The sequence below is a fragment of the Vibrio sonorensis genome (assembly GCF_001854765.1).
Classification (GTDB): Bacteria; Pseudomonadota; Gammaproteobacteria; order Enterobacterales; family Vibrionaceae; genus Vibrio; species Vibrio sonorensis.
Genome location: NZ_LJJE01000063.1, coordinates 336,866 through 349,274 on the forward strand (window position 1 = coordinate 336,866; position 12,409 = coordinate 349,274).

The 12,409-nt window shown below is 42.8% G+C and carries 12 protein-coding genes and 2 pseudogenes; 7 read left to right on the forward strand and 7 right to left on the reverse strand.

Going from position 1 to position 12,409, the window contains the following annotated elements; translation table 11 throughout:
- Nucleotides 1–9 precede the first annotated feature (9 nt).
- Nucleotides 10–384 carry a late competence development ComFB family protein gene (locus BLO31_RS11785; protein WP_070966428.1) on the reverse strand — a complete coding sequence of 125 codons (375 nt, stop codon included), beginning with the start codon at nucleotides 382–384 and terminating at the stop codon, nucleotides 10–12.
- 268 nt (nucleotides 385–652) lie between these two features.
- Between BLO31_RS11785 and BLO31_RS11790 the strand changes: the two genes are divergently transcribed.
- Nucleotides 653–1,894, forward strand: a complete 1,242-nt coding sequence (locus BLO31_RS11790) for a GGDEF domain-containing protein (protein ID WP_070966431.1) — start codon at nucleotides 653–655, stop codon at nucleotides 1,892–1,894.
- Between the two features lie 107 nt (nucleotides 1,895–2,001).
- Here the strand turns inward: BLO31_RS11790 and BLO31_RS11795 are convergent, their stop codons facing one another.
- Nucleotides 2,002–2,943: a GGDEF domain-containing response regulator gene (locus tag BLO31_RS11795; protein WP_070966435.1), complete on the reverse strand. Its 942-nt coding sequence runs from the start codon at nucleotides 2,941–2,943 to the stop codon at nucleotides 2,002–2,004.
- Between the two features lie 186 nt (nucleotides 2,944–3,129).
- On the opposite strand from BLO31_RS11795, the gene BLO31_RS11800 reads away from it, so the two are divergent.
- A complete protein-coding gene (locus BLO31_RS11800; RefSeq protein ID WP_070966439.1) occupies nucleotides 3,130–3,567 on the forward strand; it encodes a DUF3069 domain-containing protein in 438 nt (145 codons plus the stop codon).
- A gap of 56 nt (nucleotides 3,568–3,623) precedes the next feature.
- Here BLO31_RS11800 and modC read toward each other — a convergent pair whose 3' ends face one another.
- From modC to BLO31_RS11820, 4 genes and pseudogenes are all read right to left on the reverse strand, one after another.
- On the reverse strand, nucleotides 3,624–4,724 hold the full coding sequence (modC, locus tag BLO31_RS11805) for a molybdenum ABC transporter ATP-binding protein ModC (RefSeq protein WP_070966442.1): 1,101 nt from the start codon (nucleotides 4,722–4,724) through the stop codon (nucleotides 3,624–3,626).
- A pseudogene (gene modB, locus BLO31_RS11810) lies at nucleotides 4,721–5,418 on the reverse strand (molybdate ABC transporter permease subunit). The gene modC and the pseudogene modB overlap by 4 nt, the downstream one beginning before the upstream one ends.
- Nucleotide 5,419: 1 nt before the next feature.
- Complete coding sequence (gene modA / locus BLO31_RS11815) at nucleotides 5,420–6,166, reverse strand: molybdate ABC transporter substrate-binding protein (RefSeq protein ID WP_070966446.1); 747 nt, start codon at nucleotides 6,164–6,166, stop codon at nucleotides 5,420–5,422.
- Nucleotides 6,145–7,608 carry a cobyric acid synthase gene (locus BLO31_RS11820; protein ID WP_070966449.1) on the reverse strand — a complete coding sequence of 488 codons (1,464 nt, stop codon included), beginning with the start codon at nucleotides 7,606–7,608 and terminating at the stop codon, nucleotides 6,145–6,147. The genes modA and BLO31_RS11820 overlap by 22 nt, the downstream gene beginning before the upstream one ends.
- Before the next feature lie 149 nt (nucleotides 7,609–7,757).
- Between BLO31_RS11820 and BLO31_RS11825 the strand changes: the two genes are divergently transcribed.
- Nucleotides 7,758–8,135: a YgiW/YdeI family stress tolerance OB fold protein gene (locus tag BLO31_RS11825; RefSeq protein ID WP_070966451.1), complete on the forward strand. Its 378-nt coding sequence runs from the start codon at nucleotides 7,758–7,760 to the stop codon at nucleotides 8,133–8,135.
- Between the two features lie 92 nt (nucleotides 8,136–8,227).
- Nucleotides 8,228–8,749 (forward strand): hypothetical protein, encoded by a 522-nt coding sequence (locus BLO31_RS11830; protein WP_175443214.1) that lies wholly within the window; start codon nucleotides 8,228–8,230, stop codon nucleotides 8,747–8,749.
- A gap of 35 nt (nucleotides 8,750–8,784) precedes the next feature.
- Here the strand turns inward: BLO31_RS11830 and cra are convergent, their stop codons facing one another.
- The gene (gene cra, locus BLO31_RS11835; RefSeq protein ID WP_070966460.1) at nucleotides 8,785–9,762 is read right to left on the reverse strand and encodes a catabolite repressor/activator; all 978 of its coding nucleotides are present in this window, start codon (nucleotides 9,760–9,762) and stop codon (nucleotides 8,785–8,787) included.
- A gap of 237 nt (nucleotides 9,763–9,999) precedes the next feature.
- Between cra and fruB the strand changes: the two genes are divergently transcribed.
- The 3 genes and pseudogenes from fruB to BLO31_RS25175 form a co-directional block, all read left to right on the forward strand.
- Nucleotides 10,000–11,136, forward strand: coding sequence for a fused PTS fructose transporter subunit IIA/HPr protein (gene fruB / locus BLO31_RS11840; RefSeq protein ID WP_070966463.1), 1,137 nt, complete (start codon nucleotides 10,000–10,002; stop codon nucleotides 11,134–11,136).
- Entirely contained in the window at nucleotides 11,136–12,074 is a 939-nt protein-coding gene (gene pfkB, locus BLO31_RS11845) for a 1-phosphofructokinase (RefSeq protein ID WP_070966465.1), read from the forward strand. Before fruB ends, pfkB begins: the two co-directional genes overlap by 1 nt.
- 4 nt (nucleotides 12,075–12,078) lie before the next feature.
- Nucleotides 12,079–12,372 (forward strand): annotated as a pseudogene (locus tag BLO31_RS25175) (PTS fructose transporter subunit IIB); the annotation flags it as partial.
- Nucleotides 12,373–12,409 lie beyond the last annotated feature (37 nt).

The window sequence follows — 12,409 nt, forward strand, 5'->3', positions numbered from 1 at the left end:
GCTTTCTCCTTATTTGACTTTGTCTTGATTAAGTATTGGTTTTTCGAACCATTCTAATTCGATGTCATCATCGATTCTAGGCTTGCTAAACACGACTGGCACTTCGTCCTCGTGACGGGCTTTACGCCGGTCGTCAATGATCATCGATTTTGCCGCTTCAATAGCTGTTTCGGCATACTCTTTTAACGACACAAGCCGCTCCTCAGGAAGCGCAGAAAGAAAATCTATGTCGTGTCGAATATAAACGGGTCTCAGTTGGCTCAGTGCAAGGCAAGCTAAATCGGCCAACTGTTCGTGATCAAAATGGTCAACGAACTCTTCTCTTGCGAGAACGTGACCTACCAATGTCTCCATATAGTTATGCACGTCGACACTTATTTGCATATAGACCTACTCCTTCTGTTTCTCAGGGATAGAGCCTAACTTTATGTTTACACAACAAAGTTAGACAAATTGGCTTAAGTACAAGTATAGAAAGAAAAACCCCAGCTAAACCACTGTTATATTGTTAAATGCTCCTCAAAAATGGTCATACTTTACGCATCGCCTCATTTTTCTAAGTTAAGTGTAGTAAAAAGCTTGGAAATTCATCAAATCACAGTATGCTATCTACTTTATTTGTTTTAATGTCAAACTGGCTTTACGTGATTTAATGTCCTTTTCAATTGTGACTACAAACTGGTTTCGTCTGAGTTTACCGCTATTTTTAGCTTTGCTATTGTGGTTGGGTATAGACAACTTGGTTAGTTTGACGCGTTCTAATCTCGGCTTTGCAGTAAATCTCCCTTATGCGTTGTTTTTTGGTGTAATCGTATTTGGCCACGCGTTTAAGCAAAGTCGAATTGGTGCACTTGCTACTGCTATGCTGCTCGCCTATTGGTTAATTCAAACTCGTTTACAGCAGCCACTCTCGTCCGGCACCACATTACTTGAGCTTTCGATTATTTCAGCTGTATTACCTGTTGCTTGTGCGTTTGCGCATTCGATAGAAGATGATGCAAATTTACTCAGCCGCGGCTACATATGTTACGCTGTAACGCTTATTTTACTTGTTATCTGGGGCTTCCTTGTCCTCGAACATCAATACGATGGTGGATTTGATAACTTTCATCCTGCTTTTCTCTTTATTGAGCCAACAGTCTCCAGACTGCCTTTTGTGTTGACCGCTTTCCTGTTACTTATTGTTTTGGCGTGCACAATTTCCGTATTGAGGAACAACTCCATCATCAACGCCGCCATCTACACCTCGACACTGATGGCGTTTTTCACCTTTGTTTTTTTTCATGTACCTTACGTTTCGATCTTTATGTTTTCGTTGGCCGGGTTGCTACTGCTTGTCTATTTGCTAAGTGCCAGCTACGAACTTGCGTTTAATGATAGGTTAACGGGTATACCCGGCCGATTAGCGTTAGAATCGGATCTCAAACATTTAGGCCGTAAATACACTATCGCGATGATCGACATCGACCACTTTAAGTCATTTAATGACACTTATGGACACGATGTGGGCGACGAAGTACTAAAATTGGTTGCCAGCAAACTAAAGAACGTTGGTGGCCGTGCAAAAGTATATCGCTACGGCGGTGAAGAGTTTACTGTTCTATTTAAAGGGAAACTGGTTGAAGAGGCAGAAGATCACTTAGAGTTACTCCGCCGCTCAATAGAAGAGTACGAATTAGTGATTAGAAATAGTGACTCTAGGCCAAAAGACCATAAGCAAGGTACCCGTCAAAGAGGCAAAGCAAACAGTAAAGGTCACGTATCATTGACGATAAGTATTGGTGCTTGTGATAGCTCGATTAGCCGTAAAACTGAGGAAGTGATTAAAATCGCGGATCAAGCGTTGTATGGCGCTAAGAAAGGCGGTCGAAACCGGATTGAAATTGCTTGCTAATAACTAGGCACATTAAAACGTTGCTCTCCCCCCTCTACATGACGGCCCCTAACTAGGGGCCACACAAAGCGCAAAGAGTTCAAAACTATAACCGCTATAAACTGCCTCTATTCTGAATCTCCTGAGATTACAAAACAGTTCTTACCTTGATGTTTGGCCTGATATAGCGCTTTATCAGCGATGGTATAAAAATCGTCTGGCAATTCTCTTCCTTTGGGGATAATACATGCTATACCTTGTGACACCGTAACATGACTTGCGGTTGGGCTATATTCATGAGGAAAGTTTAACGTTGCAAGTGCTTGGGTAATGCGTTTTGCTTCCGTTTCTGCCTGTTTAACGTCGGTATGACCTAATAGGACAACGAACTCCTCTCCCCCATAACGACCAACGAGTTCACCACTTCTCGTAAATAGCTGGGTCAATGCCTGTGCAACCGCAATAAGGCACTGGTCCCCTTTAATATGCCCATAGTTATCATTAAATGGTTTAAAGTTATCTACATCGAGTAGAATAACAGTCAACGGCAAACCGTGGCGACCGTGTACGGCAATCATCTCTGCTAGACGGGCATCAGAATATCTTCGATTGCTAACTTGGGTTAGGCCGTCTTCACTGGCTAGTTTTTCAAGCTCTTTGTTAACCTTTGCAAGCTCCGCAGTTTTTTGGTTCAGTTCACGACGCATAAAGGCAATCCGCTGCATGGCCACAAGTTTGGAGCTAAGCACGGTCTTGTCGACGGGTTTTATTAAATAATCGTCACCACCGGCTTCAATCGCTTTTGCAATCATGGCCGGTTCTTCATGACTACTTAAAAATATTATCGGTATCCATTCAGGGAAGCGTGTGCGGATTTGCTGGGAAACTTCAAAACCGTTCATATCGGGCATCGAAATATCAAGAAGGACGAGCTCAGGGTTAAACTCAGGGTATAACTCTAGGGCTTCTCGGCCTGAGCTAGCAACTTCTACAGTGTGTCCCTGTTGTTTCAATCTAATTGCCAGTTGCATACGTTCTATTTGAACGTCATCAACCAGCAATATTCTCATTGATGAGCTTGTTAATTCCACTCTCTAGCCCTTCCGTTTTTTTACTTATTTAATCTATGCTTATCAACGCATGACAAACTAGTTGTTTATGCCTAAGCATACGTTAACTCATCAATTTCATCCAGCTTAGTTGACTTTTGGTGTAGTATTTTTACCATAGCGCTTTTAAAGAACGAGATTAAGACTATGTCTGAAGTAAATCCAACAGAAAAACCAAAAATTGAACTATCGACACTTTCGGCAGAGCTGCAAAAAGTTATCCAATTTGATGACGTTCCTGAAGCAATGTATGAAATGGTGGCATCAATTCATGAAGTTTCTGAAGAAGCCGTTCGCGAAGCATGGGATGCACTACCAAAAAGTGGTCAAAACGTTCTCGACAGCTTCGAGCAATTTCACGCGTTAATCTCGGTAAGTCAGGCTTTTGCTGGCGTCAACGTAATGGAAGAGTTCCCTACTCTAAACTTACCAGAGGGAATGACCGATGAAGAGAAAGAAGAGTATCGCGCGCATCTGCTTGATCAAGTCTTGCATAACTGCGTTAAAGATATGGTAAAACAAGTGAAAAAAGCTCGTCGCGACCCACTTCTTAAGAAAGATTTTAGAGACGTGTTTGCCAAATAGTTGGCGCCTAACCTGTTAACTAGCATTTAATAAAAAAGCGCCTTACGGCGCTTTTTTTAATGATTAATCGCAATGTCTTTTTGTGAAACGCTTACCCCTTTTATCTGCGCAAAAACAGACATCCCTTCTTTTAGTTGAAGTTCCTCACATGCCCACTTTGTCACTGTTGCCGTTAGGACAAGAGATTGATCAAGGGATAATTTAACAGCAACACTTTGGCGAGTTTCCCCCGATTCTTGGACAGATATAGAGAGAATTTCAGCTTCCAAAATATTCCTAATTGAACTTCCCTGCGGCCTGATGAGCGAGAGAGAAACGTCATTGGCTTTTACTTGTAATCTCAGCTCTTCACCTATTGTTGCCGATATTGCCTGAACCCAGAGGTGCTTAGTCGGTGTTAGCTCAACTTTTGACAAGCCGTATTCAGTATGGGTTTCAACTAGTTTACCCTTGAGTAGAGAACTTCGGTCTGAAAAGGATTGCCAAGGCTGCATCGCTTGCGACGACCAAACATCTTCCACACTACCTTGTGCTACAACTCTACCGCCATCGACGATTACTATATTCGACGCCAAGCGCAATATTTCATTTACGCTATGCGTGACATAGAGAATAGGGATCTGAATATCATTGGCTAACTGCTCTAAAAAAGGTAGAACCTCTCTTTTTCTTGGCAAATCTAATGACGCTAAGGGTTCGTCCATTAGAAGAACCTGAGGTTTTGAAAGCAGTGCCCTTCCGATCGCTACCCTCTGCTTTTCACCACCAGATAATTGAGCGGGATAGCGCGTCAATAAAGTACTAAGGGCTAGAAGGGATGTAACTTGGTTAAAATGCTCGTTATCAATCGTATCAACACCAAAAAGAAGATTGTTCTTTACCGTCATATGAGGGAACAGTCGCGCTTCTTGAAATACGTAGCCGACGTTTCTTTTATGTGTAGGAACACTGAATCCGTTTTGACTGTCAAATAAGAGATGGTCTCCCACGCTAATTTTTCCGACTCTAGGGGTAAGTAACCCTGCAACTGCATTAATTAGCGTTGTTTTTCCAGCACCTGATCTGCCAAAAATCGCGGTTATTCCTGTCGAAGGTAATGACACATCAAACTCAAAAGATTTGGACTCTATTTCATGGTTCAGAAGGATGTTGATCATTTATTGTCCCCCTGCAACTTTCTGTTGGCACGTTTACTCAGCCAGTCAGAAACTAATAGCGACGCAATGGAAATTGAGATAGAGATAAGGCACAAACGCAAAGTTTCAGCTTCCATACCAGGTGTTTCGATAAAGTTAAACATGGCCAATGGGATAGTTTGTGTTTCACCGGGAATGTTAGACACAAAACTGATTGTCGCTCCAAACTCCCCCAAGCTACGGGCAAAAGCAACATGGTTCCTGAAATAACCCCCGGCACAATAAGAGGTAAGGTTATTTTAAAAAACACTTTAGTAGGTGAAGCGCCCAGCGTTGCAGCGGCTTGCTCTAACTTAAAGTCTACATTTTCGATACTCAAGCGTATAGAGCGAACCATTAATGGTAGCGCGACGATAAAGCAAGCCAACACCGCACCTTTCCAACTAAAACTAAAGACTAAACCAAAATGTTGATATAGCCATTTGCCGATAAAGCCTTGTGTACCCATGCTAATGAGCAATAAATAACCTATTACAACCGGTGGTAAAACAAGAGGTAAATGGATAAACGCATCTAAGAGGCTTTTACCAAAAAACTGTTTTCTAGCCATGACCCAAGCCAGGAATGTCGCAATAGGTAACAACCATAAAATGGCATAGAAAGAGACTTTAAGGCTGAGTAATAAAGCGGCTATTTCGTAGTCAGTCACAATTATCTCACCGTAAAAAACCATATGAAATCAATATGTTGCTAACGTATTCTGATTCCAAATATTTAAGAAAATCTTTAGCCAACTGCGTACTACTTATATTTGCCGCTGGGTACTCTATCGAATCGTGAAGTTCAACTGGAAACTCGCCAATAATAGTTACCGCGTCACTAAGTAGAGCGTCGGTTTTGTAGATAATACCCAATTTTGCTTCTTTTCTCTCCAGTAGAGTTAGTGCGACACGCGCATTATGGACAGGCGCAATTTTTTTCCTGATCGACGACCATACTTCTAATTTTTCGAGCGCTTGCTTTGAATATATCCCTAAAGGAACAGACGTCGGCTGACCTACCACTAATCGACTATGGGCTAGGTAAACTGACCACGCTTTCTGATCTGTAAGGTCAAAAGCAGGTATATTAGGGTCGGACGAAACCAATACGATGGCGTTACTTGCTAGCGTTGTGATGTTACGCGAACTAAGATCTTTGCTTTTTTGCACATATTCCATCCATCTCTGATTTGCTGAAATATAGACATCTGCAGGTGCCCCACTTGCAATCTGCCTAGCTAGCGAAGACGAGCTACCAAACACGCGTACTACTTTAACACCGTGTTGCCTTTCGAATGTGTCTGCAATATTGTTAACGACATTAGTCATTGACGATGCGGCGAAAATTCGTATCGACTCAGCAGCCTGAGCAACGTTTATTAAGCTAAACAGAAACAGTGTTATCGAAATAATTCTGGCCATAAGAGTGAAAGATCCATGTGTTCTTCGATCGCATCTGAAATACGGTTGATGGCATTTTCTTGAATGGCGTCTCTATCTATGTTGTCTATTGTAGCGCCATTTACCCATTCACAAATGGTTTTTAACATTTCATTGCTATCAAATAGACCGTGTAAGTAGGTGCCAAATATCTGGTTGCATTGACTTAGCGCTCCATCCAGTCGACCATCCGTGAGTGTAACAGGTTGTTCGCCATCAACTAGAGTTCTACCAACGTGAATTTCATAGCCTTTAACCGCAACAGACTCTCCGTTAATACGACATTGCCCGCTAACGTTCACCAGTGCTTTTTGCTCCGTCAGCTCGGTTTCGGTATTTAGTAATCCGAGTCCAACACTCTCTCCTTTTACTCCTTCAACGCCAAGGGGATCTCTGATGATATTGCCAAGCATTTGATAACCGCCGCAAATACCTAGCACCTTGCCACCGAGACGTACATGTCGATTGATGTCTTTATCCCACCCTTGTTCCTTTAGGTACTCCAGATCCGCTCTTACCGATTTACTGCCTGGCAGAACGATTAAATCTGCCTTGTCGAGTTTTTCGCCTTTGCCAACGAAACGGAAGTTAATTTGGGGATGTTGCCTAAGTACATCGAAGTCGGTGTGGTTAGAAATACGTGTTAGCACAGGTGCTACAACGTTAATTTTAGCGCCTTCGTCTAATACTTGTTTGCTGTTTATTGCATCTTCGGCTTCTAGATCAAAACCATGTAGATAAGGCAGCACACCTATTACTGGTTTGCCTGTTCGCTCTTCTAGCCAATCTAATCCGGATTGCAGCAGTGCAATATCGCCGCGAAACCTATTAATTACGAAGCCTTTGACGCGGGCCTGCTCAGATTCAGAAAGAAGTTCAAGCGTACCAACCAAATGTGCGAATACACCCCCTCTATCAATATCAGCAATAATAATCACGGGAACGTCGGCCTGTTCAGCGAACCCCATGTTAGCAATGTCGTTTTGCCTCAAATTGATTTCTGCCGGGCTGCCAGCGCCTTCAACAATAACGTACTGATACTTTTTATTTAACTTCTCAAATGAACCCATCACGTATTGCATTGCCAGTTTTTTGTAGTCGTGGTAGCTATTGGCTTGCATATTCGTCAAGGCTTTACCTTGTACGATGACTTGCGCTCCGGTATCGGAGTTGGGTTTGAGTAAGATGGGGTTCATATGAACTGTTGGCTCAATCCTCGCAGCAGCAGCTTGAACCGCTTGCGCCCTTCCTATTTCACCACCATCAGACGTTACGGCGCTATTTAGCGCCATGTTTTGCGGTTTGAACGGGGCAACACTAAGCCCCTTTCTTGCCAACACGCGGCAGATCCCCGCCACCAAGACGCTTTTCCCCGCGTCTGACGTCGTTCCTTGGACCATAAGTGCAAGATTTTGAGTTTCCATAGACAAATTAGATGGTTGTTTTACCTAACCGCAATGTTAGCGCTTTTAACTGACTAAATGAACGTTAAATGAATCACGAACTAAGACTTTGTTCATTACAACTCGTGTTTAATGCGTTTTGTAAAGTTAACTACTATTAGGAACACACTATGAAAAAACGCATTTTAACTATCGCCTTTTCACTTATTACCATTCCAACTCTTGCATTGGCTGATGGACATCGATGTGGCGATGACGATTTCACACTTAAATACAATGGTCCGACGGACTTAGCTTCAGTTAGCGAACTGCTCAAAGACACTGGCATGTTTTCAGAGCAAGATGTCATTGTTGAAGGGAAGTTAGTCAAAAGACTAAGTGCCGATACCTATCTATTTTCCGATGGCGTTAAAGAGATACAAGTAGAGTTTGACGATGACATTCGCATCACCGAGACACTAGACGATGCAAAAACCATTAGGTTATTTGGAGAGTACGAAGGTGGCGGAACACCAGAAATTGAAGTAGAGCACCTACAAGTGCTTTAATTTGCTCGCAGTGACTCGCTTTCCCAAAAACTGGCCTATAAATTGCTAGAACATTAATATCGTCAATAAAACATCTATTAGTCGGAGTACTAATTTTGAAAAAGCGTTATTTAGTCGCTGCGCTTGCTGCATTGGGTATGGCGGGAACCGCTCACGCGAACAACTTTTCCTATAACTTTTTGGAGTTTCGCACTGCAATGAATCCTCAGATGACGGGGATGGAGTTCAGTATGTTGTTCACCGAAAATACCCATTTAATCGCCAGAGCTGACTCTCAGTTTGAAGAAGACAGAGATCTGGCAGTAGGTATCGGTTTCAATGGCCCTATTAATCAATTTACCGATATTTATGGTCAGCTTCTTGTTCACAGTGTTAAGTACACCAAAGAAGCAGGAGGTGAGACCAAAACTCAACCTGAGCTCAATATCGGTATTAGAGCTTGGCTTGCAGATCAAATTGAAGCGACAGGCCGTATTGGTCGAAATGACGAAAATTCTGTTTTCCACGCTGGTGTACGTTTCCACTCCACCGATCAGCTGTCGCTGTCTGGAGAAGTTCGAAACAACGGCTTATATGGCCCGCAAGTGACCATGTCCGTTCGGTTCCAGTATTAACTGCCTTGGCCCGCATCGATTGCGGGCTTTCTTTTCTATCTCGTTTTTAAAATTCTCGGAACTAAGTGCACCCCTGCTCGGTAAGAACTGGTTTTTGCTTCTATCGCCCTATCAAACGCATTTTTTGCGATCACTTCAAACTGTTGCGGCAGTGAATTGACGCCAAAAGGTAAGAAGTCTAGTAGCCGATTGTCTCCAAAAGTGGCCAAACCAAGGTTCACTTCCAAAGCTTTAGAGGCAGAAAGTGCATCAAGCACACCTTCTAATAAGGTAAATGAAGTGGTAACGATGGCATCTGGTGCAACTTTGTCATTCTGGCTGCGACTGAATAGCTCTTGGCCTTCAGTTGCATTGAAATGTTCGCCGTAGTAGCAGGTGACTTCTGCTCCATATTTTGATGCTGCAGCTCTAACACCCAACTCACGCTCTCTAGAAATCAATAGCTCTGGTAAAGCTCCTATCAGTCCCAAACGCTTATAGCCTTGCTCAAGCAAAGATTCGGTGAGTTTATATGCTGACTCAAAATCTTCGCTAATTATACATCGAAACTTTTCGTCATCCATTGGTCGGTCAATCGCAATTACTGGTGTTCCTTTTTCCATTATTTCGTCATAAAAATCACTTGCATCTGTTAAGCAACTGGCAACAAATAGCGCTTCTATTCGACGACTAACAAGCGCTTTAGCAACGTTTTTTTCTATGGATGCATCGTCGTCCGAGCACCCTATTAAGATTTGGTAGCCTTGAGTTCTAGAGTGCTGTTCAAGTAGTTTTGCCAGACGAGCGTAACTGCTATTTTCTAGATCTGGGATAATTAATCCAAAAGAGCGGCTATTACCCGCTCGTAGCGCAGAAGCCGCAGAGTCTGGTTGAAAGTTATGCTCTCTTACTACTTTCTCCACTTTTTCTTGAGTTTTTTTACTGATTCTATATTTCTCGGCTTTACCGTTAATTACATAGCTAGCCGTCGTTTTAGAAACACCTGAAAGTCGTGCAATTTCGTCGAGTGTCATCTAGTACTCACATAATTTTTTGTGGTTGGGATCAAACTTCGCAAGCAAAGGATCGTTGTTTATTTGCATTATAAGCTGAAACGGTTCAGCATTAAAGCTGAATGGATTCAGCAAAAACTAAAAATGTGAGTACAAACACCTTTAAATAGGCAATCGCATTTTTTTTAAATTTAATGCTGAATCGTTACAGCAAGAAATATTAGTACCATCATTGAGTATCTAAACAGGATAAAACACATGTTGAAAGTTTCTCCGTCAGACATAGCAATGAACCAGCACTTTGAAGATAAGGTGGCAGCGATTAAACAACTGGGTATAGGGCTAAAGAAAAAGTCTTATACAAAGTCAGGTTATGAACAGGGCATGTTGGAACGCGAAGCCCAGCACAGTACTTATCTCGGAAGCGGTATAGCGATACCCCACGGTACTCAGAATTCCAAAGACAGCGTGATTACCACTGGTGTCACAGTTGCCCACTACCCCAGCGGTGTTGATTGGGGAGATGGCGAAACTGTCTATTGTGCTATTGCTATCGCTGCGAAGTCTGATGAGCACTTAGATATATTAAAACAACTGACACGGGTTCTATCAGAGGATGGTATTGAAGAGCGACTAAAAAACGCCCAGTCTTCTACTGAAATTACCGCCATACTGAGTGGAGAGCCGAGTAAAGCGCTTAAGCTCAGCAAAGCAAATCTGCTGACTGAGTTTCCTGCTGATTCGTTTACTAAGTTACTCGCTGTCGGTGGTGGTTTACTTAACTTTGCATCACACGCCCCGTCGGAAAACATCGTAGATCAAGTTATTAAAAGCAAGCCGATCCATTTAGGCCACGGTTTCTGGCTAACTAGTATTAAGTCTAACGCCGCAAGTCAAATTTCCTATACCGGACTGGAAACTCCATTTTTGTTTAAAGAGACTGAAGTAAAAGCTTTGTTTACTTTGTCCCTTTCTAATTACGACTCAAGCCAATTATTAAAGCGAATAACTAGCTTAGTATTTCAAAATCAACTCAGCGCTCTCAATCCCAACGATTCTGCCTCCGTGATGAGTGCGGTCAATGAGGAGGGGCAACCAACCCCCCATCCTGAAACTCATGCGATAGAAGCAACTTACACCATTGCTAATGAGCATGGATTACATGCCCGTCCCGGGGCCATTTTAGTGGCAACGGCCAAGGCGTTTGACAGCGATATTAAAGTGGAAAATCTCGATGGTGACAAACAGACGGTCAACGCAAAGAGCTTAATGAAGGTTATTGCGCTAGGCGTAAAAAAAGGTCATCAACTTAGGTTTTCCGCCGTAGGTTCAGATGCTGACGAAGCGATAAAGGCCATTGGTAATATGATTGCTGAAAAACTAGGTGAAGCATAATGACATTCAAAGTTGTAACTATAACTCTCAATCCAGCACTCGATCTAACAGGGGCTTTAGAGCACCTTAACTTAGGCAAAGTTAGTTTGGTCAATGAATCGAATTTCCGCGCTGCTGGTAAAGGTGTCAATGTCGCCAAGGTTCTTTCAGATCTTGGTGCTCAGGTAACAGTCACTGGCTTTTTGGGACAAGATAATCAAGAAAAGTTTTGCCAACTTTTTCAACAGATGGGTGCTAATGATGAGTTTATTAGAGTAGAAGGTGCTACGAGAATCAACGTGAAATTGGTTGAAGCAAACGGTCGGGTGAATGACATCAACTTTCCGGGCGTTGAAGTAAAACCGGAGCACATTCAGAGGTTCGAACATACCTTACTTCGCATGTGCAATGAGCACGACTATTTCGTTCTTTCAGGTAGTTTACCAAATGGAGTCAGTGCCCTTCAGTGTGCCGAATGGATAAAAATGCTTCAAGAACGTGGTAAGACCGTTCTATTTGACTCTAGTAAAGAAGCGCTAAAGGTCGGAATTCGTGCTAATCCAAGTTTTGTTAAACCCAACGAAGACGAATTAGAAGAAATTACCGGCGAACCCTCTAATTGTGTTGACCAAATTGTCCACTCTTCGAAGTTAATTCAATCGCTTGGTGTAGAAAATGTCTTTATCTCGATGGGGGCAAGTGGCGTTATATACAATGCTCACGAGCAAATTTTTCACGCCCTTCCACCAAAAATGGACGTTGTCAGTACTGTTGGTGCAGGCGACACGTTCGTAGCGGGATATTGCTGGGCAAAAATGAACCAAATGTCTGTTGAAGAAACATTAACTTTTTCAACCGCACTATCAGCATTGGCCGTCACTCAAGTTGGTGTCGGAGTTAACGAACTAAATAAAGTACGTGAAGTACAAAAACAAGTACGCGTGGAACGGAAGGATTGAAATCATGAAACTAGTAATTGTTACCTCCTGTAGAACAGGTGTTGCAGATAGCATCATCGCCGCTGGCGTTTTAGAAAAGGCGAGTAAAGCGCTTAGTTGGGATGCCAAGATCGAATGTCACTCAGAGTTAGAAGAAAACGAACTGCTAACAAATGATGAGATCGCTCAGGCTGATCTTGTTGTCGTTGCCGCTGATAATGATTTTGACGATCGCAGATTTGTAGGAAAAAGCTACTATCGCGCTCAGGTTACCGATTGTTTTGCAGACGCTGTGAGCTTTTTGCGATTAGCAAAGGACAAGGCGCAAGTTCTGGACTCTGCTGCATACGTAGAAA